The sequence below is a fragment of the Escherichia sp. WS3227_2 genome, assembly GCF_046486495.1.
Lineage (GTDB): Bacteria > Pseudomonadota > Gammaproteobacteria > Enterobacterales > Enterobacteriaceae > Escherichia > Escherichia coli.
In genome coordinates, this window is the sequence record NZ_JBJQLG010000014.1 from 1 (window position 1) to 24940 (window position 24940).

Sequence of the window (24940 nt, forward strand, 5' to 3'; positions counted from 1 at the left end):
CTGACGCGCCGCCGGTTTTCCGCTCATCTGCTCATCCTTGTTTTATCGGGTTATTTGTCTGCTGACAGGCGAAACCCTACAGATTTATAAGAAAGCCTTAAGTGAGATATCCGTCAGATAGAAACAATTAGGAAAATATTTATATATGTTTCATGAATATATGTTTCGATTGGTATAACGGTGTCTAAATATTCCTCTGAACATCTTCCTGATACAAAAAAACCGCCAGCGTTTCCGCTGGCGGTTTTCAATGTATTCAGAACTCAGCAATCAGTAAAAATCACCAGTTGCCTTTTCTGCCTGATCCATCCACACCGGTTTCTCGCTGGTTTTCGACCAGACGCGGTGCAGGTAGCTGTAAAAGCGGGCGCGGTCTTTCCAGAAAAGCATGAAAGGCAGCGCCAGAACGCCCGCTGCAACCGCATAAGTACGGCGTAAAAAGATAAGCCATGCAGGATATTCTCTGTAGAGTTCCATACTTTTCTCCCCCTTTTGTATCTACCCGGTGAATGGCACCGGAAAAATGAATTTGTTTATCTGATGAAAATAGTACCGCCTTTTGTGTAATTTTACTACTCATCCGACCACTTATTTTTGCTTATTGATGGTTTATTTACATTCACCGTGTAATTAAGTTACACAAAAGTTAAATTAATACTAACCATCAGTTAAATCATGGCTTTTGCCATTTTTATACTTTTTTTACATCCCGCCCGAAGATTTTTGCGAAATCTTTGCAGCCAGAATTCTACCCTTCCGGTATCACTTTTAGGCCACTGGAGGTGCACTGTGAGTGCAGGCGTGATAGCCGGCGTGTTGCTGGTGTTTTTATTACTGGGTTATCTGGTTTATGCCCTGATCAATGCGGAGGCGTTCTGATGGCTGCGCAAGGGTTCTTACTGATTGCCACGTTTTTACTGGTGTTAATGGTGCTGGCACGTCCTTTAGGCAGCGGGCTGGCGCGGCTGATTAATGACATACCTCTTCCCGGTACAGCGGGTGTTGAACGCGTACTTTTTCGTTTACCTGGCGTCTCTGACAGTGAGATGAACTGGAAGCAGTATCTCTGTGCCATTCTCGGCCTGAACATGCTGGGGCTGGCGGTGCTGTTTTTTATGTTGCTCGGTCAGCACTATCTGCCGCTTAATCCACAGCAGTTGCCGGGGCTGTCGTGGGATCTGGCGCTGAATACTGCCGTCAGCTTTGTCACCAATACCAACTGGCAATCTTACAGCGGTGAAACCACGTTGAGCTATTTCAGCCAGATGGCGGGCTTAACGGTGCAAAACTTTCTTTCTGCCGCCAGCGGGATTGCGGTGATTTTTGCCCTCATCCGTGCATTTACCCGCCAGAGCATAAGCACACTCGGGAATGCCTGGGTCGATCTGCTACGCATCACGTTATGGGTGCTAGTCCCTGTGGCGTTGTTGATCGCATTGTTTTTTATTCAACAAGGTGCGCTGCAAAACTTTCTGCCCTATCAGGCGGTGAATACCGTTGAAGGAGCGAAACAGCTGTTACCAATGGGGCCGGTGGCTTCTCAGGAAGCGATCAAGATGCTCGGTACTAACGGCGGTGGCTTCTTTAATGCCAACTCGTCGCATCCGTTTGAAAACCCAACCGCACTGACCAACTTCGTGCAGATGCTGGCGATCTTCTTGATCCCAACAGCGCTGTGCTTTGCCTTTGGTGAAGTGGCAGGCGATCGCCGCCAGGGGCGCATGTTGCTGTGGGCGATGTCAGTGATTTTTGTCATCTGCGTAGGCGTGGTGATGTGGGCAGAAGTTCAGGGTAATCCGCATCTGCTGGCGCTGGGTGCGGACAGCAGCATCAATATGGAAGGTAAAGAGAGCCGTTTCGGCGTGCTGGTCAGTAGCCTGTTTGCGGTCGTGACTACGGCGGCTTCCTGTGGCGCGGTGATTGCGATGCATGATTCGTTTACCGCTCTCGGTGGCATGGTGCCGATGTGGCTGATGCAAATTGGTGAAGTGGTATTCGGCGGTGTCGGTTCTGGTCTTTACGGCATGATGCTGTTTGTCCTGCTGGCGGTGTTTATTGCCGGGCTGATGATTGGTCGTACACCGGAATATCTGGGTAAAAAAATCGACGTACGTGAGATGAAACTGACTGCACTGGCGATTCTGGTTACTCCAACACTGGTGCTGATGGGCGCGGCGTTGGCGATGATGACCGACGCCGGACGTAGCGCCATGCTCAACCCTGGCCCGCATGGTTTTAGCGAAGTGCTGTACGCCGTGTCATCCGCCGCTAACAACAACGGCAGCGCCTTTGCCGGATTAAGCGCCAACTCCCCGTTCTGGAACTGTTTACTGGCGTTCTGCATGTTTGTCGGTCGCTTCGGGGTGATTATCCCGGTGATGGCAATTGCCGGTTCGCTGGTGAGTAAAAAGAGCCAACCCGCCAGCTCCGGCACGCTGCCAACGCACGGCCCGCTGTTTGTTGGCCTGTTAATCGGCACCGTATTGCTGGTTGGCGCACTGACCTTTATCCCTGCCCTGGCGCTTGGTCCGGTGGCGGAATATCTCTCCTGATGATATTGAGTGAGCACTGAATATGAGTCGTAAACAACTGGCGCTATTCGAACCAACACTTGTCGTTCAGGCGCTGAAAGAAGCGGTGAAAAAATTAAACCCGCAGGCGCAATGGCGCAATCCGGTGATGTTTATCGTCTGGATCGGCAGTCTGCTGACCACCTTTATTAGCATCGCAATGGCAAGCGGTGCGATGCCTGGCAATGTGCTGTTTAGCGCGGCAATCAGCGGCTGGCTGTGGGTCACCGTACTGTTCGCTAATTTCGCCGAGGCGCTGGCAGAAGGCCGCAGTAAAGCGCAGGCCAACAGTCTGAAAGGGGTGAAAAAAACTGCCTTTGCCCGCAAGCTGCGTGAGCCGAAATATGGCGCTGCGGCGGACAAAGTTCCCGCCGATCAACTGCGTAAAGGCGATATCGTACTGGTAGAAGCTGGCGATATTATCCCCTGCGATGGTGAAGTCATTGAAGGGGGTGCATCGGTCGATGAAAGCGCCATCACCGGGGAATCGGCACCGGTGATCCGTGAATCCGGCGGCGATTTTGCCTCCGTCACTGGCGGCACGCGTATTCTTTCTGACTGGCTGGTGATTGAGTGCAGCGTTAACCCCGGCGAGACATTTCTGGATCGGATGATCGCGATGGTGGAAGGTGCGCAGCGACGTAAAACGCCGAACGAGATTGCCCTGACCATCCTGCTGATTGCCCTGACTATCGTCTTTTTACTGGCAACCGCCACGCTGTGGCCGTTTTCCGCGTGGGGCGGTAATGCAGTCAGTGTAACGGTACTGGTGGCGCTGCTGGTCTGTCTGATCCCAACCACTATTGGCGGCCTGTTGTCAGCGATCGGCGTCGCCGGGATGAGTCGGATGCTGGGCGCGAATGTGATTGCCACCAGCGGACGTGCAGTTGAAGCGGCAGGTGACGTTGACGTTCTGCTACTGGATAAAACCGGCACCATCACACTCGGTAACCGTCAGGCGTCGGAGTTTATCCCCGCGCAGGGCGTGGATGAAAAAATGCTGGCTGACGCCGCACAACTGGCTTCGCTGGCTGATGAAACGCCGGAAGGCCGCAGTATTGTGATCCTCGCCAAGCAGCGTTTTAACCTGCGCGAGCGCGATGTGCAGTCGCTCCATGCCACCTTTGTACCGTTTACTGCGCAAAGCCGGATGAGCGGGATCAACATCGACAACCGCATGATCCGTAAAGGTTCTGTCGATGCCATTCGCCGCCATGTTGAGGCTAATGGTGGTCACTTCCCAGCCGATGTTGATCAAAAAGTCGATCAGGTTGCGCGTCAGGGGGCCACGCCGCTGGTGGTGGTGGAAGGTTCCCGTGTGCTGGGCGTTATTGCGCTGAAAGATATCGTCAAAGGCGGTATTAAAGAGCGCTTCGCCCAGCTGCGCAAAATGGGCATTAAAACGGTGATGATTACCGGCGATAACCGTCTGACTGCCGCCGCCATTGCTGCGGAAGCGGGCGTCGATGATTTTCTCGCCGAAGCGACACCGGAGGCCAAGCTGGCATTGATTCGTCAGTATCAGGCGGAAGGCCGTTTGGTGGCGATGACCGGCGACGGCACCAATGATGCTCCGGCGCTGGCGCAGGCAGATGTCGCGGTAGCGATGAACTCCGGTACTCAGGCGGCGAAAGAAGCGGGCAATATGGTGGATCTCGACTCTAACCCGACCAAGTTGATCGAGGTGGTGCACATTGGCAAACAGATGCTGATGACCCGTGGCTCGCTGACCACCTTCAGCATTGCCAACGATGTGGCGAAATACTTCGCCATTATTCCGGCGGCGTTCGCGGCAACATATCCACAGTTAAATGCGCTGAACATCATGCGCCTGCATTCGCCCGACTCCGCAATCCTCAGTGCGGTCATTTTCAACGCCTTGATTATCGTCTTTTTGATTCCCCTGGCGTTAAAAGGCGTGAGTTATAAACCGCTTACCGCTTCTGCCATGTTGCGCCGTAACTTATGGATTTACGGTCTGGGTGGGCTGCTGGTGCCGTTTATTGGTATCAAAGTCATTGATTTACTGCTGACCGTTTGCGGTCTGGTGTGAGGTTTACCATGCGTGGATTACGTCCGGCATTATCGACATTTATCTTTCTGTTATTGATTACTGGCGGCGTTTACCCGCTGCTAACCACCGCGCTGGGGCAATGGTGGTTTCCCTGGCAGGCCAACGGTTCGTTGATCCGTGAAGGTGATACGGTGCGCGGTTCGGCATTAATCGGGCAGAATTTTACCGGCAACGGCTATTTTCATGGTCGCCCGTCGGCAACGGCAGAAATGCCCTATAATCCACAGGCTTCTGGCGGGAGCAATCTGGCGGTCAGTAACCCTGAGCTGGATAAACTAATAGCCGCACGCGTTGCTGCATTACGGGCCGCTAACCCTGATGCCAGCGCGAACGTTCCGGTTGAACTGGTGACGGCATCGGCAAGCGGGCTGGACAATAACATCACCCCGCAAGCGGCAGCCTGGCAGATCCCACGCGTGGCGAAAGCGCGTAATCTCAGCGTTGAACAGCTCACGCAACTGATCGCAAAATACAGCCAACAACCGCTGGTGAAATATATCGGCCAGCCGGTCGTCAACATTGTCGAACTCAATCTGGCGCTGGATAAGCTTGATGAATAACGAACCCTTACGTCCCGACCCCGATCGTCTGCTGGAACAAACTGCCGCGCCGCATCGGGGGAAGCTGAAAGTTTTCTTCGGTGCCTGCGCAGGCGTCGGGAAGACCTGGGCGATGCTGGCAGAAGCCCAGCGACTGCGGGCGCAAGGGCTGGATATTGTGGTTGGCGTGGTAGAAACCCACGGGCGGAAAGATACCGCCGCAATGCTGGAAGGGCTGGCTGTTCTGCCGTTAAAACGCCAGGCGTACCGTGGGCGGCACATCAGCGAGTTTGATCTCGATGCCGCCCTCGCCCGCCGTCCGGCACTGATCTTAATGGACGAACTGGCGCACAGTAATGCGCCAGGTTCTCGTCATCCTAAACGCTGGCAGGACATCGAAGAGCTGCTGGAAGCTGGCATTGATGTTTTCACAACCGTCAACGTTCAGCATCTGGAAAGTCTGAATGATGTGGTCAGCGGCGTCACCGGAATTCAGGTACGGGAAACCGTGCCCGATCCTTTTTTCGATGCCGCCGACGACGTGGTGCTGGTGGACTTGCCCCCGGACGATCTGCGTCAACGGCTGAAAGAAGGTAAAGTCTATATTGCCGGGCAGGCGGAACGCGCCATTGAACATTTTTTTCGCAAAGGCAATCTGATCGCCCTGCGCGAACTGGCACTGCGCCGTACTGCCGATCGCGTAGATGAGCAAATGCGCGCCTGGCGGGGGCATCCTGGCGAAGAGAAAGTCTGGCACACGCGCGACGCGATCCTTTTATGCATCGGGCATAACACCGGCAGCGAAAAACTGGTCCGCGCGGCGGCGCGGCTGGCGTCACGGCTGGGTAGCGTCTGGCACGCGGTGTATGTTGAAACCCCTGCCCTGCATCGCTTACCGGAGAAAAAACGTCGGGCAATTCTCAGCGCCTTACGTCTGGCGCAGGAGCTGGGCGCAGAGACGGCAACACTTTCTGATCCAGCGGAAGAGAAAGCGGTAGTGCGTTATGCCCGTGAACATAATCTTGGCAAGATTATTCTCGGTCGCCCGGCCTCGCGCCGCTGGTGGCGTCGGGAAACGTTTGCTGACCGACTGGCGCGCATCGCCCCCGATCTCGATCAGGTGCTGGTCGCGCTTGATGAACCACCCGCCCGCACGATAAACAACGCGCCGGATAGCCGCTCTTTTAAAGACAAGTGGCGGGTACAGATTCAGGGATGCGTGGTTGCCGCCGCGTTATGCGCCGTTATCACCTTAATTGCCATGCAGTGGCTGATGGCGTTTGATGCCGCCAACCTGGTGATGCTGTATCTACTTGGCGTGGTGGTGGTGGCGCTATTTTATGGACGCTGGCCTTCGGTGGTTGCTACCGTCATTAATGTGGTGAGTTTCGATCTCTTTTTTATCGCCCCACGCGGCACGCTCGCCGTCTCTGATGTGCAATATCTGCTGACCTTCGCGGTGATGTTAACCGTCGGGCTGGTGATCGGGAACCTTACTGCTGGCGTTCGTTATCAGGCGCGGGTAGCCCGTTACCGCGAGCAACGCACACGGCACTTATATGAAATGTCGAAAGCTCTGGCGGTGGGCCGCAGTCCGCAGGACATCGCCGCCACCAGCGAACAATTTATTGCCTCCACGTTTCATGCCCGCAGTCAGGTGTTGTTGCCCGATGACAACGGTAAATTGCAGCCGTTAACACATCCGCAAGGAATGACGCCGTGGGACGATGCCATCGCGCAGTGGAGTTTTGATAAAGGCCTGCCTGCGGGCGCGGGCACCGACACGTTACCCGGTGTACCGTACCAGATTTTGCCGCTAAAAAGCGGCGAGAAAACCTACGGGCTGGTGGTGGTGGAACCGGGGAATCTGCGCCAGTTGATGATCCCGGAACAGCAACGCCTGCTGGAGACGTTTACGCTGTTAGTCGCCAATGCCCTTGAGCGGCTGACACTGACCGCCAGCGAAGAACAGGCGCGGATGGCAAGCGAACGAGAACAGATCCGCAACGCCCTGCTGGCGGCGCTTTCGCATGATTTACGCACGCCGCTTACGGTGCTGTTCGGTCAGGCAGAAATCTTAACGCTCGATCTGGCGAGCGAAGGATCGCCCCACGCCCGCCAGGCCAGCGAGATTCGTCAGCATGTGCTGAACACGACCCGACTGGTGAATAATCTACTGGATATGGCGCGAATTCAGTCCGGCGGCTTTAATTTGAAGAAAGAGTGGTTAACGCTGGAAGAAGTGGTCGGCAGCGCGCTGCAAATGCTGGAACCGGGTTTATCGTCGCCCATCAATCTTTCTCTGCCAGAACCGCTGACCTTAATCCACGTTGACGGGCCACTCTTTGAACGGGTGCTGATTAATCTGCTGGAGAACGCGGTGAAATACGCGGGTGCGCAGGCCGAAATTGGTATCGATGCCCACGTTGAGGGCGAAAATCTACAACTGGATGTCTGGGATAATGGCCCCGGTCTTCCGCCAGGCCAGGAGCAGACGATATTTGATAAGTTTGCTCGCGGGAATAAAGAGTCGGCGGTACCGGGTGTAGGGCTTGGGCTGGCAATTTGTCGGGCGATTGTGGATGTACACGGCGGCACCATTACCGCGTTCAACCGACCGGAAGGTGGTGCCTGTTTTCGTGTTACACTTCCCCAGCAAACTGCCCCTGAACTTGAAGAATTTCATGAGGATATGTGACAAACGTTCTGATTGTTGAAGATGAACAGGCTATTCGTCGCTTTCTGCGCACGGCGCTGGAGGGCGATAGGATGCGCGTCTTTGAGGCCGAAACGCTGCAACGCGGCTTGCTGGAAGCGGCTACCCGTAAGCCAGATTTGATTATTCTCGATCTCGGCCTGCCCGATGGTGATGGGATTGAGTTTATCCGCGACCTGCGCCAGTGGAGCGCAGTGCCGGTGATTGTGCTTTCCGCACGTAGCGAAGAGAGCGACAAAATCGCCGCGCTGGATGCCGGAGCGGATGATTATCTGAGTAAGCCGTTTGGCATTGGCGAATTGCAGGCCCGTCTGCGCGTCGCATTACGCCGCCACTCTGCCACCACCACGCCCGATCCGCTGGTGAAATTTTCCAATGTTACCGTCGATTTAGCGGCTCGAGTGATCCATCGCGGTGAGGAAGAGGTGCATCTCACCCCGATTGAGTTCCGCCTGCTGGCGGTGTTGCTTAATAATGCGGGAAAAGTGCTCACCCAGCGCCAGCTACTTAACCAGGTGTGGGGGCCAAACGCGGTCGAACACAGTCATTATTTGCGTATTTATATGGGGCATCTGCGACAAAAACTGGAGCAAGATCCCGCCCGCCCCCGCCACTTCATTACTGAAACCGGTATTGGGTATCGGTTTATGCTTTAGGGTCTGAATTGCCGGATGCGGCGTGAACGCCTTATCCGACCTACACATCGTCCCGTAGGCATGATAAGACGCGTCAGCGTCGCATCAGGCATGGCACTCATCGCGATATGTTTAATGCGTATTTATCTGTTTCAACTCTTGCTGGCATTTTTCTGACTGGCAGCGTCGCAACTCGATAATCCCGACATGCATCATCGAGCCAAAAAATCCGCTTTCGCTGACATAATCCTCATTAACAATCGGTCGAGTGCCAGGCTTGCCCTGGCAAACCCGCATAAAAAATGAGGTGTAGCACTGCCAGCCACGATTTAAACTGCTCTTTTCTTGTGGTGACATATCGTGAAGATAAGTAAGTTCTTTTTCGTTCCCGCCTGACAACTGCCAGCGGCGGGTATTATCAGGTAAGTTATCGCCACGGCAATTTGTCTTACACCGGGAAGGCGCAATATTTACCGCAATGCTACCCGTTAATCCTCTGGTTTTATCTTTAGGGGTCAGTAACCAGTCACCAGCTAATGATGATTGTTCAGGTTGGGCGCATGCTGTCAGCAGTAGTGTGGCGGTAATTAATGCCACTCTGACGACCAGACTCCTTTTGGTCTTCATTTTGAATTCCCTTGAGCTATTCAGTTTGTTGGCAAAGTGCTCGTTGTTCATGCCGGATGCAGCGTGAACGCCTTATCCGGCCTACAAAATAGCGCAAATTCAATATATTGCACCATCTTCCCAGGCCTGATAAGCGTAGCGCATCAGGCAGTCATAAGTAAAAAAGGGCGATCTTCCGACCGCCCTTTTTCTTATTTAATGTGTTTACGCGTTTTTCAGAACTTCGCTAACAATCTCAACCGCTTCTTTCTCGATCTGCTTGCGATGCTCTTCACCGAGGAAGCTTTCGCAATAAATCTTGTACGCGTCTTCCGTGCCTGACGGACGCGCGGCGAACCAGCCGTTGTCAGTCATCACTTTCAGACCGCCGATAGAAGCACCGTTGCCCGGTGCCGCCGTCAGGCGCGCGGTGATCGGGTCGCCTGCCAGGGTGCTGGCGCTCACCATTTCCGGAGACAGCTTAGACAGCGCCGCTTTTTGTGCGGAAGTCGCGGCTGCCTGCAAACGGTTGTAGCTCGGCGCACCAAAGCGTTTTGCCAGTTCGTTGTAGTGTTCCTGCGGATTCTTACCGGTGACAGCGGTGATTTCCGCCGCCAGCAGACACATAATGATGCCGTCTTTATCGGTGGACCACGGCGTGCCGTCGAAACGCAGGAAGGAAGCGCCTGCACTCTCTTCGCCGCCAAAGCCGAAGCTGCCATCAAACAAACCATCAACAAACCATTTGAAACCTACCGGGACTTCTACCAGCTTACGGCCCAAATCATTGACCACACGGTCGATCATCGCAGATGAAACCAGCGTTTTACCGACAGCAACATCTTTGCCCCACTGCGGACGGTGCTGGAACAGGTAGTTGATCGCCACCGCCAGGTAGTGGTTCGGATTCATCAAACCTGCCGGAGTGACGATACCGTGACGGTCATAATCCGGGTCGTTAGCAAACGCCAGATCGAACTTATCACGCAGTGCCAGCAGACCCGCCATCGCACACTCGGAGGAGCAGTCCATACGGATCGCACCGTCTTTATCTAGGTGCATAAAGCGGAAGGTTTGATCGACCTGATCGTTAACGATGGTCAGGTTGAGATTGTAATACTCGCCAATGCGCTTCCAGTATTCGATACCGGAACCGCCCAGCGGATCAACGCCAAGCGTCAGGCCCGCTTTCTGAATCGCCGCCATATCAACGATATCGGCCAGCCCTTCCACGAACGGCTGCACCAGATCCTGCTCTTTCACATGACCGGATGCCATCGCTTCGTCGAGGGAGATACGCTTCACACCTTTCAGGCCATCGGCCATCAGTGCGTTGGCCCTGTCTTCCACCACTTTGGTGACGTTGGTATCAGCCGGGCCACCATTTGGCGGGTTGTACTTGATACCACCATCTTCCGGCGGGTTATGGGACGGTGTAATCACGATACCGTCTGCCAGCGGGCCACCTTTTTTATTGTGAACCAGGATGGCATTGGAAACGGCAGGCGTTGGAGTGAAGCCATTGTTTTCCTGCACAATAACATCAACGCCGTTCGCTGCCAGCACTTCCAGAACGGAAATGAACGCAGGCTCGGACAGGGCGTGAGTATCTTTACCCACATAGCAAGGGCCAGTGATGCCGTTTTTCGCACGTTCTTCAGCAATTGCCTGAGCGATCGCCAGAATGTGCGGCTCGTTAAAGCTGTGGCGCGCTGCACTGCCACGGTGACCGGAAGTACCGAATTTCACCGCGTGCTCCGCATTCCCTGCTTCTGGTTTCAGTACATAATATTGCGCCGTCAGTTGGGCGACGTTAATCAAATCACTCTGTTGTGCAGGTTGGCCTGCACGATTGTGGATTGCCATTGCTTTGTCCTTTGTCTGCAACGTTTTAGATAGTTCCGCAAACCTTCTCAATCAATTCCGCCGGGAATTGCATCGACTGCATGATGTGTTCGATCATGCTGCATTTACGGCCGGTGTTGGTGTTGGTGATCACCCAATACGGCGTGCCAGGCACATGTTTCGGCTTGGTCTGATTACCATTTTTCAGCAGCGTTTGTTCATCTGCCGCAAAGTAAACGCGTGTACGACCGTGCAACGATTCCGTTGCCTCGGCAAACGCCTGGGCGTCAAGAGAATATAGTGTAGACAACAGCAGCATAAAGCGATTGACCGCTCGCTTTTGCTCTGCGTATTCATCCGAAAGCAGAAGTTCACGCATTGCGCGAACCTTGTCTTTAATCGTTTTGACCGGCTTCGCTTCGACGATAGCAGGTGACGCAACGCGAACCTCTTTCGTCACCGGAGCAGCAGGCTGTGATGCGGCGGAAAATTTCAACATACGCCGTAAAATGTCGGATGCGCTCTCGCCGATATGCTTAGTGTGGCTGGCAATATAGCTGTAGAGTTCATCATCAACTTCAATCGTTTTCATCTTAATCCAGTGCAGTGTCTTAGCTGAATACAAGTCGCCAGGAGTATATGAATAAATCCCGGCAGCGGATAGCGTCAAGCCTGGCTTGCAGAAAAACTCGGAATAAACCTTATTTGTTGCAGCCCTGTGGCACAATGGTCAACATAATACCCTAACCCGACAACGCGAAAAAAAGAACTTTGCCATGAAATTGAATATCCGCGCGCAAACTGCACAAAACCAGCACAATAATTCTCCCATCGTTCTTGTCCACGGTCTGTTTGGCAGCCTCGACAACCTTGGCGTACTGGCTCGCGATCTGGTAAACGATCACAATATCATCCAGGTTGATATGCGTAACCACGGTCTTTCACCGAGAGATCCGGTGATGAATTACCCGTCGATGGCGCAGGATCTTGTTGATACCCTGGATGCACTGCAGATCGATAAAGCAACATTTATCGGTCACTCCATGGGCGGTAAAGCGGTAATGGCACTTACTGCACTGGCCCCCGATCGCATCGATAAACTGGTGGCGATTGACATCGCGCCGGTCGACTATCACGTACGCCGTCATGATGAGATTTTCGCGGCCATCAACGCAGTCAGTGAATCGGACGCACAAACTCGCCAGCAAGCAGCAGCAATAATGCGCCAGCATCTTAATGAAGAAGGGGTGATTCAGTTTCTGTTGAAATCTTTTGTTGACGGGGAGTGGCGCTTTAACGTGCCGGTATTGTGGGATCAGTATCCGCATATTGTGGGTTGGGAGAAAATCCCGGCATGGAATCACCCTGCCCTGTTTATCCCTGGCGGCAATTCTCCGTATGTTAGCGAGCAGTACCGTGATGATTTACTGGCACAATTTCCACAGGCACGGGCGCATGTGATTGCAGGCGCGGGTCACTGGGTCCATGCTGAAAAACCGGATGCGGTATTACGCGCTATCCGTCGCTATCTCAATGATTAACGCAACTGATTAAAAACCCAGCGTCCGCGTCGCTTTCCGCGCGTGGGCGTTGGCGTGACTCATCGCGCTGATGTATTATGGCGCGCTATCCATCCGGGCAGAGGCCTGGCTGATTGTTTCCCCCGAAGTCACCAAGATCATGGCCAAAGAACAAACGGACCGTACGACATTAGATCTGTTCGCGCACGAGCGTCGACCGGGACGACCGAAAACTAATCCGCTTTCGCGCGATGAACAGCTGCGTATTAATAAACGCAACCAGCTAAAACGCGACAAAGTACGTGGCCTTAAGCGTGTCGAACTGAAGCTGAACGCGGAAGCTGTCGAGGCGCTGAACGAGCTGGCGGAGTCGCGCAATATGAGCCGTAGCGAACTGATCGAAGAGATGTTAATGCAGCAACTGGCGGCGCTGCGTAGTCAGGGCATCGTTTAAATTTCCACTTTCATGTAGCACAGTGTGCAGTCCTGCTCGTTTGCTGATTCCGCAAGACTGCCTGTTCTGCTATGATTGCCTTTATCCGTGGGCAATTTTCCACCCCCATTTCAATAAGTTTCAAGAGGTTATTTCACTCATGGCTATCACTGGCATCTTTTTCGGCAGCGACACCGGTAATACCGAAAATATCGCAAAAATGATTCAAAAACAGCTTGGTAAAGACGTTGCCGATGTCCATGACATTGCAAAAAGCAGCAAAGAAGATCTGGAAGCTTATGACATTCTGCTGCTGGGCATCCCAACCTGGTATTACGGCGAAGCGCAGTGTGACTGGGATGACTTCTTCCCGACTCTCGAAGAGATTGATTTCAATGGCAAACTGGTTGCGCTGTTTGGTTGTGGTGACCAGGAAGATTACGCCGAATATTTCTGCGACGCATTGGGCACCATCCGCGACATCATTGAACCGCGCGGTGCAACGATCGTTGGTCACTGGCCAACTGCGGGCTATCATTTCGAAGCATCAAAAGGTCTGGCTGATGACGACCACTTTGTCGGTCTGGCTATCGACGAAGACCGTCAGCCGGAACTGACCGCTGAACGTGTAGAAAAATGGGTTAAACAGATTTCTGAAGAGTTGCATCTCGACGAAATTCTCAATGCCTGATGTGATGCGGCGTAGACTCATGTCTACGCCGTATTAATAGATAATGCCAATCAAAATAATTGCTACAAATTTGTAACTTTTGCTGTTGTACCTGTACAATGTCCCGGTGTTCAAGTGGCCTTGCCGTTGTAAATGTAAGCAGTGCCACGTTTTTATTAACAATATTTGCCAGGGACTTGTGGTTTTCATTTAGGCGTGGCAATTCTATAATGATACGCATTATCTCAAGAGCAAATTCTGTCACTTCTCGTAATGAAGTGAACCGCTTAGTAACAGGACAGATTCCGCATGACTGATAACAATACCGCCCTAAAGAAAGCTGGCCTGAAAGTAACGCTTCCTCGTTTAAAAATCCTGGAAGTTCTTCAGGAGCCGGACAACCATCACGTCAGTGCGGAAGATTTATACAAACGTCTGATCGATATGGGTGAAGAAATTGGTCTGGCTACGGTATATCGCGTACTGAACCAGTTTGACGACGCTGGTATCGTCACCCGCCACAATTTTGAAGGCGGTAAATCCGTATTTGAACTGACACAGCAACATCACCACGATCACCTGATCTGCCTCGACTGCGGCAAGGTTATCGAATTTAGTGATGATTCCATCGAAGCGCGTCAGCGTGAAATTGCCGCAAAACATGGCATTCGCCTGACTAACCACAGTCTCTATCTTTACGGTCACTGTGCCGAAGGCGATTGCCGCGAAGATGAGCACGCGCACGAAGGCAAATAAGCCAGCCGGAACGAGAAAAGCCAACCTGCGGGTTGGCTTTTTTATACACGGGAAATAAGAAAAGCGAGAGTTACAGCTCTCACTTATTTGTTATTACTGCGAATTTCCTGCCAGACCTTATCACAATCGGCTTTCACCGCCTGATCATTACCGGTTTGCGTTGCGCGCAGACACTGCTGATAATCCAGTACGCGTACACTTTCCTGGTCGGCAAACTGCTGATGTTGTTTCTCTTTCTTCAGCACGTTTAACACGCTCTGGCAGGCTTCAATTTTTTCTGGCGAACCTTGTGCGGTGTTGATACAGGCGCTGTATGCCTCTTTCAGACGACTGTCTTCCTGTGGCGCGGTTGATTGCGCACAAGCTACCAGCCCCGATGCCATTATGGCGATGAGAATCAGTTTTTTCATAGCAAATTCCTCAAACGTGCGGCAGGCACAAAACCTGCCGCGTCGGGCATCAGAAGATGGTGAATGGTGCGATTACCATAAATTTCACGTCACGCTCATCCTGGAAAATGTTGCCGTAACCACCGCCCCAGCTTGGGATGTCGGAGTGGTTGTCGTATTCGGTGAAGTGCAGTTTGAACATCGTGCCTTTGGCGCGACCGTCCTGAATGGTGTAGACCGCATCCAGGCTGTAGGCAGACTCTTCAATAGTCCGGTTTTTGTCGTAGTACGCATCCGGATTGCTCTGCCAGGTCGCAGGTTTAGCATCCCATGCGTAAACGTAGGAAGCGCCGATGGCGAAGCCTGGAAGATTCCAGTTTTTCAAGTCATACATCGCACCGAAGAAGACCGCTTTTTCGCCGTTGGCGTTGAAGTCAGAACGGTTATCCCACCAGATATCCAGGCGACCGTTGGAGGAAGCGTAGGTTGGAGTCATACGTTGCAGGAAGTATCCCTGCTGACCGTCGGCTTTAACCCAGGTGCCTTCCAGACGCAAATCCACTACATCAGCCGCCCGGTAACCAAAGGTCAATGCTTGCAGCCAGGCAGTGCCGTCGTAAAGGTCGTTGACGCTGCGATCGTCAACTTTATCGCGCGTACCGTAGAACTGGTAGCTGGTGGTTAACGGGCTACCGGCGATATCAAATTTGTAGCTGGCTTTGGCAAAGTATTGATCGATATACCCTTCCGCCTGACCAAATGCTGCTTCCAGTACGAAGTTATTTTTGAAGTCGTATTTCGCACCGATGGAGTGCAGATAATCAACTTTGGTGGTTTTATCGTTCTGATAAAACTCATCCATTTCCAGATGCCACGGTGCTTTGTATTCGTTGGTCCACATGTAGGAGAAACTCAACGCACCAGCATCGCCGTAATCAAAATTCGCCCCGGCTTCCGCCCCCTGATAAGTACCCGGCATAAAGCTCCAGTGCGGCGCTAACAGCGTTTGACCAGTTGGCTGAATGTAACCTGCCCTCGCCCAAACCGGACCGTATTTAAATTTGGCCGCTGCTTTATACAGGCTTATACCGCTTTTATCGCCGGACCAGTCTTCGTCATAGGCTTTATTACTTTTTGAAAACGCGATTTCGTTCGGGTGAGAGCTGTCACCGTTTTCCGCCATTTCAATCGCCGTAAACGCGGCAATATCAAGGCCGAACATATCAGCAGCATAACCGGACTGAAAATCGAGGTTGGCGTTCCAGGTGGAGTGAGAAAGGTTGGTTTTGTATTTGTCGCCGTCGGTAACATCTTTACGGTCGCGTTCACGCTGCCAGTAATAGATACCGCCGGTTAAGGTTGAATCGTCGATGAATCCTTCGGCGCGAGCCTCCGGCATTGCCATAAAGCCCGACATTGCTGTAACACCGGCGATAGCCAGCGCCAGCGTACTACGTTTGCCACTAAACGTACGCATGGGTTAATCCTCTTTGACGTATAAATTGCTGCACCAAAGGTGAACAGCGAAAAAAATAAAAATTAAAAAAGTAGCGTTGAGAAAAGTCTCGCTGACTACAGGAACAGACTATTTTTCGCGACGCGAATTATCAATCTCTTTCTGTAACCAGAATGTAAGAACATGAGCAACCGCACATATTTTGATGATTTTTGTTACAAGGCTTAAGTTTGCAGTTGAAAGGCTTGCAGAAGAATAAAAACGTGAAATTCTAGCAAGATGAAAGCGGTTACATTTTATTTAATTATGTTTTGTGATTTTAAATTTATTTTATGGATAAATTGCGAAGCGGAATTAATTCGCGAAGAAAAGCAGAAAAAAACGCCGCAGAGCGCGGCATTTTGAATTGTTTGCATGTTTCATGCCGGATGCGGCGTAAACGCCTCACCCGGCCTGGTAGAACTTAAAATTACTCGCCTACTTTCGCCCAGGTATCACGCAGCCCAACGGTGCGGTTAAATACCGGTTTTTCCGCCGTAGAATGGCGGCTGTCGAGGCAGAAATAACCTTCACGCTCAAACTGGAATGCTTTACCCGCTACCGCGTCTTTCAGAGACGGTTCAGCAAAGCCCTGTTTGATCACCAGCGATTCCGGGTTAATCACCGACAGGAAATCATCCGCAGCACCTGGGTTAGGCACGCTGAACAGACGATCGTACAGGCGGATTTCAACCGGCAGCGCATGTGCCGCGCTCACCCAGTGGATAACACCTTTCACTTTACGACCATCTGCCGGATCTTTGCTTAAGGTGTCGGCGTCATAAGTACAGAAGATGGTGGTGATATTGCCTTCGGCATCTTTCTCCACGCGTTCTGCCTTAATGACGTAAGCATTACGCAGACGCACTTCTTTACCCAGCACCAGACGCTTGTACTGCTTGTTAGCTTCTTCGCGGAAATCGGCGCGGTCGATCCAAATCTCACCGCTAAACGGCACCTGACGGCTCCCCATTTCCGGTTTGTTCGGATGGTTCGGCATGGTAACCATTTCGCCTTCGCCCTGGTAGTTTTCGATAACCAGTTTCACCGGATCGATAACCGCCATTGCGCGCGGGGCGTTTTCGTTGAGATCTTCACGGATGCAGGATTCCAGCGACGCCATTTCAATGGTGTTGTCCTGCTTGGTCACGCCGATGCGTTTGCAGAACTCACGAATAGAAGCCGCAGTGTAACCACGACGACGCAGACCGGAAATGGTCGGCATACGCGGGTCATCCCAGCCTTCAACGTGCTTGTCGGTCACCAGCAGGTTCAGCTTACGCTTGGACATCACAGTGTATTCCAGATTCAGGCGCGAGAATTCGTACTGGCGCGGGTGAACAGGAATGGTGATGTTGTCCAGCACCCAGTCGTACAGGCGACGGTTGTCCTGGAACTCAAGCGTACACAGAGAGTGCGTAATACCTTCCAGCGCATCGCTGATGCAATGGGTGAAGTCGTACATCGGGTAGATGCACCACTTGTTGCCAGTCTGGTGGTGTTCAGCAAATTTAATGCGGTACAGCACCGGATCGCGCATTACGATAAATGGCGACGCCATGTCGATTTTCGCACGCAGGCAGGCTTTACCTTCTTCAAAACCACCGGTACGCATTTTTTCGAACAGCGCCAGGTTCTCTTCAACGCTGCGGTCGCGGTACGGGCTGTTTTTACCCGGCTGCGTCAGGGTGCCGCGGTATTCGCGGATCTGTTCCGGTGTCAGTTCATCAACGTACGCCAGGCCTTTATTGATCAGTTCGATCGCATAGGCGTGGAGCTGATCAAAATAATCGGAGGAGTAACGGACGTTACCAGACCAGTGAAAACCTAACCACTCTACGTCGTTTTTGATCGACTCAACATACTCGATATCTTCTTTTACCGGGTTAGTGTCGTCGAAACGCAGGTTGCACTGGCCTTTATAGTCCTGGGCGATCCCGAAGTTCAGGCAGATAGATTTCGCATGGCCAATATGCAGATAGCCATTCGGCTCCGGCGGGAAACGGGTGTGTACTGTGGTGTGCTTACCACTGGCCAGATCTTCATCGATGATCTGACGAATAAAGTTAGTCGGGCGGGCTTCTGCCTCACTCATCGTGGATTCCTCAAAGCGTAAACAACGTATAACGGCGTATGATCTTATAAGCGGGACAGGCTGACAACTGTTAGTTAGTGAAAATCGAAAATCTCACTGAGATTATGGGGATGATTGATGAAAAAAAAAGCGGCAGAGAAGATCTCCACCGCTTGTCATTGTTGGATGCGACGCTGCCGTGTCGCATCAGGTATAAAGCAGATTACTTTTTGATTTCATACAGCGGTGTTTGACCCGCCACGACATGGCCCTGAGCTTTAATGATCAAGCCGCTGAAATCGTCGATATTGCTGCAAACCACCGGGCTAATCATCGAGCGGGCGTTTTCGTTCAGATAATCCAGATCCATTTCCAGAATCGGTTGCCCTGCGCTTACTTGCGCGCCCTCTTCCACCAGACGTTTAAAGCCTTTACCTTCCAGCGCTACGGTGTCGATACCCATATGGACGACGATCTCCGCGCCTTTTTCGGTTTCCAGGCAGAACGCGTGGTTGGTGTTGAAGATTTTCACGATTGTCCCTGCGGCTGGTGATACGACGATTTTATCTGTCGGTTTCACCGCCACACCGTCACCCACCGCTTTGCTGGCGAATGCTTCGTCAGGAACCTGATCCAGTGCCACAACATCACCGGTAATCGGCGATACCAGCTCCGCGACAGACACCGCGTTTGGTATAGCCTGCGGTTTTGCTACAGGCGCGGCAGTTGCAGGCGCAGTTTCAGCTGACGCAGCGGCTACCGGACCACGGGCAACAACTTTCTTCATTGCATCGCCAATGGATTCCGCTTTCGCGCCAACAATCACCTGAATAGTCTGTTTGTTCAGTTTCACTACCCCAGAAGCACCCAGCCGTTTACACATCGCATCGTTGACGCGAGCCGAGTCAACCACGGTCAGGCGCAGACGAGTAATACAGGCGTCAATTGCTTTCAGGTTGTCAGTGCCGCCAACCGCAGCAATATAGTTGGTCGCCAGTTGATTGAGGCCTTCTTCAGTGTTGCTGTTGGCTTCTTCAGTAACGATCTCATCTTCTTTATCTTCACGACCCGGCGTTTTCAGGTTGAACATGCGGATAACCAAACTGAACACCACGAAGTAGATAGCGAAGAAGACAACACCCATAACCAGCAGCATCCAGACGTTCTGGCTGGCGGCCGGCAGGTTATACATCAACGCGTAGTCGATAGCCCCCGCAGAGAAGGAGAAGCCCGCGTGGATACCCAGCAGCGTTGCCACAAACAGGCTGATACCGGTCAGCAGTGCGTGCAGGAGGTACAGCAGCGGCGCAAGGAACATGAACAGGAATTCCAGCGGCTCAGTCACACCGGTCAGGAACGCAGTAACAGCAACAGAAAGCAGCATACCGCCAACCATCGGACGACGCTCTTTCGGTGCTGCAAAGTACATCGCCAGCGCCGCACCCGGCAGACCGAACATCATGATCGGGAAGAAGCCGGACATGAACATCCCCGCGGTGCCGTCACCGGCATAGAAGCGGTTGATGTCACCGTGGAAAACCGTACCCGCCGCGTTGGTGAATTCACCAATCTGGAACCAGGCGATGGTGTTCAGTACCTGATGCAGACCGGTTGGGATCAGCAGACGGTTGATGAAACCAAAGATACCGGAACCCAGCGCGCCCGCAGAAACGATCCACTCGCCGCCTGCATGGATAGCGTGCTGTACCGGCGGCCAGACGTAACCAAAAATGGCCGCCAGCACCAGGCAGAAGAAGCCGGTGGCGATCGGCACAAAGCGTTTGCCGCCGAAGAAGCTCAGGAAGTCCGGCAGTTTAATATCGGACCAACGGTTATAGGCTGCACCACCGACCAGACCGGTAATGATACCCGCCAGTACACCCATGTTAATTTCCGGGTTGATGGTCACCATCGCTTTGGTTAACACAAAGTAACCTACCGCACCCGCCAGTGCCGCCGCACCTGCGCTGTCTTTCGACCAGCTGGATGCCACGCCGATGGCGAAGATTAATGCGAGGTTATCAAAAATCGCACCGCCCGCCTGGGCAATAAACGCAACGTTAAGTAAATCTGGCTGACCGAATCGCAGCAACAGCGCCGCCACCGGCAGCACCGCGATAGGGAGCTGTAACGCCCTACCGAGTCGCTGGAAAAAACCTAAAATATTCATCTTATTCCCCCTACGAGAACCCTATTTGGCTCGTTTAAAGCCGTATTTTTATTTTGCTGCAAATTGTACTGCCGATGTTCTGTAATCAGATTGTTAGATCATCTGCTACAGAGTGTGTGAAAATTTAATTCGTATCGCAAATTAAACGCGTGTCTTTTGTGAGTTTTGTCACCAAATATCGTTATCATCACTCCCTTTTACTGGCTAAACCAGAAAACTTATTTTATCATTCAAAAAATCAGGTCGGATTGACGCCTGTCTGCGCAAATCCAGGTTACGCTTAAAGATGCCTAATCCGCCAACGGCTTACATTTTACTTATTGAGGTGAATAATGAGACTGATCCCCCTGACTACCGCTGAACAGGTCGGCAAATGGGCTGCTCGCCATATCGTCAATCGTATCAATGCGTTCAAACCGACTGCCGATCGTCCGTTTGTTCTGGGCCTGCCGACTGGCGGCACGCCGATGACCACCTATAAAGCGTTAGTCGAAATGCATAAAGCAGGCCAGGTCAGCTTTAAGCACGTTGTCACCTTCAACATGGACGAATATGTCGGTCTGCCGAAAGAGCATCCGGAAAGCTACTACAGCTTTATGCACCGTAATTTCTTCGATCACGTTGATATTCCAGCAGAAAACATCAACCTTCTCAACGGCAACGCCCCGGATATCGACGCCGAGTGCCGCCAGTATGAAGAAAAAATCCGTTCTTACGGAAAAATTCATCTGTTTATGGGCGGTGTAGGTAACGACGGCCATATTGCATTTAACGAACCGGCGTCTTCTCTGGCTTCTCGTACTCGTATCAAAACACTGACTCATGATACTCGCGTCGCGAACTCTCGTTTCTTTGATAATGATGTCAATCAGGTGCCAAAATATGCCCTGACTGTCGGTGTTGGTACATTGCTGGATGCCGAAGAAGTGATGATTCTGGTGCTGGGTAGCCAGAAAGCACTGGCACTGCAGGCCGCCGTTGAAGGTTGCGTGAACCACATGTGGACCATCAGCTGTCTGCAACTGCATCCAAAAGCGATCATGGTGTGCGATGAACCTTCCACCATGGAGCTGAAAGTTAAGACTTTAAGATATTTCAATGAATTAGAAGCAGAAAATATCAAAGGTCTGTAATAGTTATCCCTGCCCTGACACCTTGCTCAGGGCAATATTTTTTAAAATCGGGGGTCAGAATGTATGCATTAACCCAGGGCCGGATCTTTACCGGCCACGAATTTCTTGATGACCACGCGGTTGTTATCGCTGATGGCCTGATTAAAAGCGTCTGTCCGGTAGCGGAACTGCCGCCAGAGATCGAACAACGTTCACTGAACGGGGCCATTCTCTCCCCCGGTTTTATCGATGTGCAGTTAAACGGCTGCGGCGGCGTGCAGTTTAACGATACTGCTGAAGCGGTCAGCGTGGAAACGCTGGAAATCATGCAGAAAGCCAATGAGAAATCAGGCTGTACTAACTATTTGCCGACGCTTATCACCACCAGCGATGAGCTGATGAAACAGGGCGTGCGCGTTATGCGCGAGTACCTGGCAAAACATCCGAACCAGGCGTTAGGTCTGCATCTGGAAGGTCCGTGGCTGAATCTGGTAAAAAAAGGCACCCATAATCCGAATTTTGTGCGTAAGCCTGATGCCGCGCTGGTCGATTTCCTGTGTGAGAACGCCGACGTGATTACCAAAGTGACCCTGGCACCGGAAATGGTTCCTGCGGAAGTCATCAGCAAACTGGCAAATGCCGGGATTGTGGTTTCTGCCGGTCACTCCAACGCGACGTTAAAAGAAGCGAAAGCCGGTTTCCGCGCGGGGATTACCTTTGCCACCCATCTGTACAACGCGATGCCGTATATTACCGGTCGTGAACCGGGTCTGGCAGGCGCGATCCTCGACGAAGCCGATATTTATTGCGGTATTATCGCTGATGGACTGCATGTTGATTACGCCAACATTCGTAATGCTAAACGTCTGAAAGGCGACAAACTGTGTCTGGTTACTGACGCCACCGCGCCAGCAGGTGCCAACATTGAACAGTTCATTTTTGCGGGTAAAACAATATACTACCGTAATGGACTTTGTGTGGATGAGAACGGTACGTTAAGCGGTTCATCCTTAACCATGATTGAAGGCGTGCGTAATCTGGTCGAACATTGCGGTATCGCACTGGATGAAGTGCTGCGTATGGCGACGCTCTATCCGGCGCGTGCGATTGGCGTTGAGAAACGTCTCGGCACACTCGCCGCAGGTAAAGTAGCCAACCTGACCGCATTCACACCTGATTTTAAAATCACCAAGACCATCGTTAACGGTAACGAGGTCGTAACTCAATAAGAGAAAGTATGACACCAGGCGGACAAGCTCAGATAGGTAATGTTGATCTCGTAAAACAGCTTAACAGCGCGGCGGTTTATCGCCTGATTGACCAGTATGGGCCAATCTCGCGGATTCAGATTGCCGAGCAAAGCCAGCTTGCCCCCGCCAGCGTAACCAAAATTACGCGTCAGCTTATCGAACGCGGGCTGATCAAAGAAGTTGATCAGCAGGCCTCCACCGGGGGCCGCCGCGCTATCTCTATCGTCACCGAAACCCGCAATTTCCACGCAATCGGTGTACGGCTTGGTCGTCACGACGCCACCATTACTCTGTTCGATCTCAGTAGCAAAGTGCTGGCAGAAGAACATTACCCGCTGCCGGAACGTACCCAGCAGACGCTGGAACATGCCCTGCTGAATGCCATTGCTCAGTTTATTGATAGCTACCAGCGCAAGCTGCGCGAGCTGATCGCCATTTCCGTGATCCTGCCGGGGCTTGTTGACCCGGACAGCGGCAAAATTCATTACATGCCGCATATTCAGGTGGAAAACTGGGGGCTTGTAGAAGCACTGGAAGAGCGTTTTAAAGTGACCTGTTTTGTCGGCCACGATATCCGCAGTCTGGCGCTGGCGGAGCACTACTTCGGTGCAAGTCAGGATTGCGAAGACTCCATTTTAGTGCGTGTCCATCGCGGAACCGGGGCCGGGATTATCTCTAACGGGCGCATTTTTATTGGCCGCAACGGCAACGTCGGTGAAATTGGCCATATCCAGGTCGAACCTCTGGGTGAACGCTGCCACTGTGGCAACTTTGGCTGCCTGGAAACTATCGCCGCCAACGCTGCCATTGAACAACGGGTGTTGAATCTGTTAAAGCAGGGCTACCAGAGCCGTGTGCCACTGGACGACTGCACCATCAAAACTATCTGCAAAGCCGCGAACAAAGGCGATAGCCTGGCGTCGGAAGTGATTGAGTATGTCGGTCGTCATCTGGGCAAAACCATCGCCATTGCTATCAACTTATTTAATCCGCAAAAAATTGTTATTGCCGGTGAGATCACCGAAGCCGATAAAGTGCTGCTCCCTGCTATTGAAAGCTGCATTAATACCCAGGCGCTGAAGGCGTTTCGTACTAATCTGCCGGTGGTACGTTCTGAGCTGGATCACCGCTCGGCAATCGGCGCTTTTGCGCTGGTAAAACGCGCCATGCTCAACGGTATTTTGCTCCAGCATTTGCTGGAAAATTAATGTGCTTTTATAGTGGCGCTTATTGTTGTCAATATTCTGGGTAGTCCATGACCATTAAAAATGTAATTTGCGATATCGACGGCGTGCTGATGCACGATAACGTCGCCGTACCGGGTGCAGCGGAATTTTTGCACGGGATTATGGATAAAGGCCTGCCGCTGGTGTTGCTGACCAACTATCCTTCGCAGACCGGGCAAGATCTGGCGAACCGCTTTGCCACTGCCGGTGTCGATGTACCTGACAGCGTGTTTTATACCTCTGCGATGGCGACCGCCGATTTCCTGCGTCGCCAGGAAGGCAAGAAAGCATATGTGGTGGGCGAAGGCGCACTGATTCATGAACTGTACAAAGCCGGTTTCACTATTACCGATGTGAACCCTGATTTTGTGATTGTTGGCGAAACGCGTTCCTACAACTGGGACATGATGCATAAAGCAGCCTATTTCGTCGCTAACGGTGCACGCTTTATCGCCACCAACCCGGACACCCACGGGCGCGGTTTTTATCCGGCCTGTGGCGCGCTATGCGCGGGGATCGAAAAAATCTCCGGACGTAAACCGTTCTATGTTGGTAAGCCGAGTCCGTGGATCATCCGCGCAGCATTAAACAAAATGCAGGCGCATTCGGAAGAAACGGTGATTGTCGGCGATAACCTGCGTACCGATATTCTGGCGGGCTTCCAGGCCGGTCTGGAGACGATTCTGGTACTCTCCGGTGTTTCGTCGCTCGACGATATCGACAGTATGCCATTCCGCCCCAGCTGGATTTACCCATCGGTCGCCGAAATCGACGTTATCTGAATAGCAACCACGCCTCAGGGCGTGGTTTCTTATTTTTACCCATCACTAAAATTCGCCCATTCAATAAAACCCGCCAAA

Annotated in this window: 23 protein-coding genes; 15 read left to right on the plus strand and 8 right to left on the minus strand. The window is 52.3% G+C overall.

Annotated features, from left to right (window positions below; translation table 11 throughout):
- Positions 1 to 270: 270 nt before the first annotated feature.
- The gene (locus tag ACJHXB_RS18590; protein ID WP_000424926.1) at positions 271 to 477 is read right to left on the minus strand and encodes a YbfA family protein; all 207 of its coding nucleotides are present in this window, start codon (positions 475 to 477) and stop codon (positions 271 to 273) included.
- Between the two features lie 312 nt (positions 478 to 789).
- Between ACJHXB_RS18590 and kdpF the strand changes: the two genes are divergently transcribed.
- From kdpF to kdpE, 6 genes are read left to right on the plus strand one after another with little or no spacing between them, the layout of a single operon-like run.
- Positions 790 to 879, plus strand: a complete 90-nt coding sequence (kdpF, locus tag ACJHXB_RS18595; protein WP_001365534.1) for a K(+)-transporting ATPase subunit F — start codon at positions 790 to 792, stop codon at positions 877 to 879.
- On the plus strand, positions 879 to 2552 hold the full coding sequence (gene kdpA, locus ACJHXB_RS18600; protein ID WP_000741117.1) for a potassium-transporting ATPase subunit KdpA: 1674 nt from the start codon (positions 879 to 881) through the stop codon (positions 2550 to 2552). The genes kdpF and kdpA overlap by 1 nt, the downstream gene beginning before the upstream one ends.
- Before the next feature lie 22 nt (positions 2553 to 2574).
- On the plus strand, positions 2575 to 4623 hold the full coding sequence (gene kdpB / locus ACJHXB_RS18605) for a potassium-transporting ATPase subunit KdpB (protein ID WP_000088009.1): 2049 nt from the start codon (positions 2575 to 2577) through the stop codon (positions 4621 to 4623).
- Between the two features lie 8 nt (positions 4624 to 4631).
- Positions 4632 to 5204: a K(+)-transporting ATPase subunit C gene (kdpC, locus tag ACJHXB_RS18610; protein ID WP_001309344.1), complete on the plus strand. Its 573-nt coding sequence runs from the start codon at positions 4632 to 4634 to the stop codon at positions 5202 to 5204.
- Positions 5197 to 7881, plus strand: coding sequence for a two-component system sensor histidine kinase KdpD (gene kdpD, locus ACJHXB_RS18615; protein ID WP_001309343.1), 2685 nt, complete (start codon positions 5197 to 5199; stop codon positions 7879 to 7881). The genes kdpC and kdpD overlap by 8 nt, the downstream gene beginning before the upstream one ends.
- Positions 7878 to 8555, plus strand: a complete 678-nt coding sequence (gene kdpE / locus ACJHXB_RS18620; RefSeq protein WP_000186111.1) for a two-component system response regulator KdpE — start codon at positions 7878 to 7880, stop codon at positions 8553 to 8555. The genes kdpD and kdpE overlap by 4 nt, the downstream gene beginning before the upstream one ends.
- Before the next feature lie 111 nt (positions 8556 to 8666).
- On the opposite strand, the gene ACJHXB_RS18625 is transcribed toward kdpE, so the two are convergent.
- From ACJHXB_RS18625 to seqA, 3 genes are all read right to left on the minus strand, one after another.
- A complete protein-coding gene (locus tag ACJHXB_RS18625; protein ID WP_000851058.1) occupies positions 8667 to 9161 on the minus strand; it encodes a hypothetical protein in 495 nt (164 codons plus the stop codon).
- Positions 9162 to 9365: 204 nt separating this feature from the next.
- On the minus strand, positions 9366 to 11006 hold the full coding sequence (gene pgm, locus ACJHXB_RS18630) for a phosphoglucomutase (alpha-D-glucose-1,6-bisphosphate-dependent) (protein WP_001295675.1): 1641 nt from the start codon (positions 11004 to 11006) through the stop codon (positions 9366 to 9368).
- 25 nt (positions 11007 to 11031) lie between these two features.
- Entirely contained in the window at positions 11032 to 11577 is a 546-nt protein-coding gene (seqA, locus tag ACJHXB_RS18635; RefSeq protein ID WP_000848387.1) for a replication initiation negative regulator SeqA, read from the minus strand.
- A gap of 184 nt (positions 11578 to 11761) precedes the next feature.
- Between seqA and ybfF the strand changes: the two genes are divergently transcribed.
- The 5 genes from ybfF (at position 11762) to fur (ending at position 14364) form a co-directional block, all read left to right on the plus strand.
- Positions 11762 to 12526 carry an esterase gene (ybfF, locus tag ACJHXB_RS18640; protein WP_000773293.1) on the plus strand — a complete coding sequence of 255 codons (765 nt, stop codon included), beginning with the start codon at positions 11762 to 11764 and terminating at the stop codon, positions 12524 to 12526.
- 139 nt (positions 12527 to 12665) lie between these two features.
- Positions 12666 to 12959 carry a LexA regulated protein gene (gene ybfE, locus ACJHXB_RS18645; protein WP_001300829.1) on the plus strand — a complete coding sequence of 98 codons (294 nt, stop codon included), beginning with the start codon at positions 12666 to 12668 and terminating at the stop codon, positions 12957 to 12959.
- A 139-nt stretch (positions 12960 to 13098) separates the two neighbouring features.
- Positions 13099 to 13629 (plus strand): flavodoxin FldA, encoded by a 531-nt coding sequence (gene fldA / locus ACJHXB_RS18650; RefSeq protein WP_001018618.1) that lies wholly within the window; start codon positions 13099 to 13101, stop codon positions 13627 to 13629.
- A gap of 209 nt (positions 13630 to 13838) precedes the next feature.
- Positions 13839 to 13925: a fur leader peptide gene (uof, locus tag ACJHXB_RS18655; protein ID WP_032144081.1), complete on the plus strand. Its 87-nt coding sequence runs from the start codon at positions 13839 to 13841 to the stop codon at positions 13923 to 13925.
- Positions 13918 to 14364, plus strand: a complete 447-nt coding sequence (fur, locus tag ACJHXB_RS18660) for a ferric iron uptake transcriptional regulator (protein WP_000131702.1) — start codon at positions 13918 to 13920, stop codon at positions 14362 to 14364. The genes uof and fur overlap by 8 nt, the downstream gene beginning before the upstream one ends.
- Positions 14365 to 14447: 83 nt before the next feature.
- Here fur and chiQ read toward each other — a convergent pair whose 3' ends face one another.
- From chiQ to nagE, 4 genes are all read right to left on the minus strand, one after another.
- Positions 14448 to 14774 carry a ChiQ/YbfN family lipoprotein gene (gene chiQ, locus ACJHXB_RS18665; RefSeq protein WP_000733579.1) on the minus strand — a complete coding sequence of 109 codons (327 nt, stop codon included), beginning with the start codon at positions 14772 to 14774 and terminating at the stop codon, positions 14448 to 14450.
- 49 nt (positions 14775 to 14823) lie between these two features.
- Entirely contained in the window at positions 14824 to 16230 is a 1407-nt protein-coding gene (gene chiP / locus ACJHXB_RS18670; RefSeq protein ID WP_001258828.1) for a chitoporin ChiP, read from the minus strand.
- A gap of 448 nt (positions 16231 to 16678) precedes the next feature.
- Positions 16679 to 18343, minus strand: coding sequence for a glutamine--tRNA ligase (glnS, locus tag ACJHXB_RS18675; RefSeq protein WP_001287164.1), 1665 nt, complete (start codon positions 18341 to 18343; stop codon positions 16679 to 16681).
- A gap of 202 nt (positions 18344 to 18545) precedes the next feature.
- Positions 18546 to 20492, minus strand: a complete 1947-nt coding sequence (gene nagE / locus ACJHXB_RS18680; RefSeq protein WP_001023116.1) for a PTS N-acetyl glucosamine transporter subunit IIABC — start codon at positions 20490 to 20492, stop codon at positions 18546 to 18548.
- A gap of 332 nt (positions 20493 to 20824) precedes the next feature.
- On the opposite strand from nagE, the gene nagB reads away from it, so the two are divergent.
- Genes nagB through nagD form a run of 4 tightly spaced genes read left to right on the plus strand, consistent with a single transcriptional unit; the run spans position 20825 to position 24862 of the window.
- A complete protein-coding gene (nagB, locus tag ACJHXB_RS18685) occupies positions 20825 to 21625 on the plus strand; it encodes a glucosamine-6-phosphate deaminase (RefSeq protein WP_001237072.1) in 801 nt (266 codons plus the stop codon).
- A 59-nt stretch (positions 21626 to 21684) separates the two neighbouring features.
- Positions 21685 to 22833 carry an N-acetylglucosamine-6-phosphate deacetylase gene (nagA, locus tag ACJHXB_RS18690; protein ID WP_000271153.1) on the plus strand — a complete coding sequence of 383 codons (1149 nt, stop codon included), beginning with the start codon at positions 21685 to 21687 and terminating at the stop codon, positions 22831 to 22833.
- 8 nt (positions 22834 to 22841) lie between these two features.
- Complete coding sequence (nagC, locus tag ACJHXB_RS18695; RefSeq protein WP_000187594.1) at positions 22842 to 24062, plus strand: DNA-binding transcriptional regulator NagC; 1221 nt, start codon at positions 22842 to 22844, stop codon at positions 24060 to 24062.
- A gap of 47 nt (positions 24063 to 24109) precedes the next feature.
- The gene (gene nagD, locus ACJHXB_RS18700; RefSeq protein ID WP_000153129.1) at positions 24110 to 24862 is read left to right on the plus strand and encodes a ribonucleotide monophosphatase NagD; all 753 of its coding nucleotides are present in this window, start codon (positions 24110 to 24112) and stop codon (positions 24860 to 24862) included.
- The last annotated feature ends 78 nt before the right edge of the window (positions 24863 to 24940 follow it).

What these genes read in the sequence shown, in the direction of transcription:
- ACJHXB_RS18590 (WP_000424926.1), bottom strand. Translation starts at nt 477, where the DNA reads ATGGAACTCTACAGAGAATATCCTGCATGGCTTATCTTTTTACGCCGT.
- kdpA (WP_000741117.1), top strand. Translation starts at nt 879, where the DNA reads ATGGCTGCGCAAGGGTTCTTACTGATTGCCACGTTTTTACTGGTGTTA.
- kdpB (WP_000088009.1), top strand. Translation starts at nt 2,575, where the DNA reads ATGAGTCGTAAACAACTGGCGCTATTCGAACCAACACTTGTCGTTCAG.
- kdpC (WP_001309344.1), top strand. Translation starts at nt 4,632, where the DNA reads ATGCGTGGATTACGTCCGGCATTATCGACATTTATCTTTCTGTTATTG.
- kdpD (WP_001309343.1), top strand. Translation starts at nt 5,197, where the DNA reads ATGAATAACGAACCCTTACGTCCCGACCCCGATCGTCTGCTGGAACAA.
- ACJHXB_RS18625 (WP_000851058.1), bottom strand. Translation starts at nt 9,161, where the DNA reads ATGAAGACCAAAAGGAGTCTGGTCGTCAGAGTGGCATTAATTACCGCC.
- pgm (WP_001295675.1), bottom strand. Translation starts at nt 11,006, where the DNA reads ATGGCAATCCACAATCGTGCAGGCCAACCTGCACAACAGAGTGATTTG.
- seqA (WP_000848387.1), bottom strand. Translation starts at nt 11,577, where the DNA reads ATGAAAACGATTGAAGTTGATGATGAACTCTACAGCTATATTGCCAGC.
- ybfF (WP_000773293.1), top strand. Translation starts at nt 11,762, where the DNA reads ATGAAATTGAATATCCGCGCGCAAACTGCACAAAACCAGCACAATAAT.
- ybfE (WP_001300829.1), top strand. Translation starts at nt 12,666, where the DNA reads ATGGCCAAAGAACAAACGGACCGTACGACATTAGATCTGTTCGCGCAC.
- fldA (WP_001018618.1), top strand. Translation starts at nt 13,099, where the DNA reads ATGGCTATCACTGGCATCTTTTTCGGCAGCGACACCGGTAATACCGAA.
- uof (WP_032144081.1), top strand. Translation starts at nt 13,839, where the DNA reads ATGATACGCATTATCTCAAGAGCAAATTCTGTCACTTCTCGTAATGAA.
- fur (WP_000131702.1), top strand. Translation starts at nt 13,918, where the DNA reads ATGACTGATAACAATACCGCCCTAAAGAAAGCTGGCCTGAAAGTAACG.
- chiQ (WP_000733579.1), bottom strand. Translation starts at nt 14,774, where the DNA reads ATGAAAAAACTGATTCTCATCGCCATAATGGCATCGGGGCTGGTAGCT.
- chiP (WP_001258828.1), bottom strand. Translation starts at nt 16,230, where the DNA reads ATGCGTACGTTTAGTGGCAAACGTAGTACGCTGGCGCTGGCTATCGCC.
- glnS (WP_001287164.1), bottom strand. Translation starts at nt 18,343, where the DNA reads ATGAGTGAGGCAGAAGCCCGCCCGACTAACTTTATTCGTCAGATCATC.
- nagE (WP_001023116.1), bottom strand. Translation starts at nt 20,492, where the DNA reads ATGAATATTTTAGGTTTTTTCCAGCGACTCGGTAGGGCGTTACAGCTC.
- nagB (WP_001237072.1), top strand. Translation starts at nt 20,825, where the DNA reads ATGAGACTGATCCCCCTGACTACCGCTGAACAGGTCGGCAAATGGGCT.
- nagA (WP_000271153.1), top strand. Translation starts at nt 21,685, where the DNA reads ATGTATGCATTAACCCAGGGCCGGATCTTTACCGGCCACGAATTTCTT.
- nagC (WP_000187594.1), top strand. Translation starts at nt 22,842, where the DNA reads ATGACACCAGGCGGACAAGCTCAGATAGGTAATGTTGATCTCGTAAAA.
- nagD (WP_000153129.1), top strand. Translation starts at nt 24,110, where the DNA reads ATGACCATTAAAAATGTAATTTGCGATATCGACGGCGTGCTGATGCAC.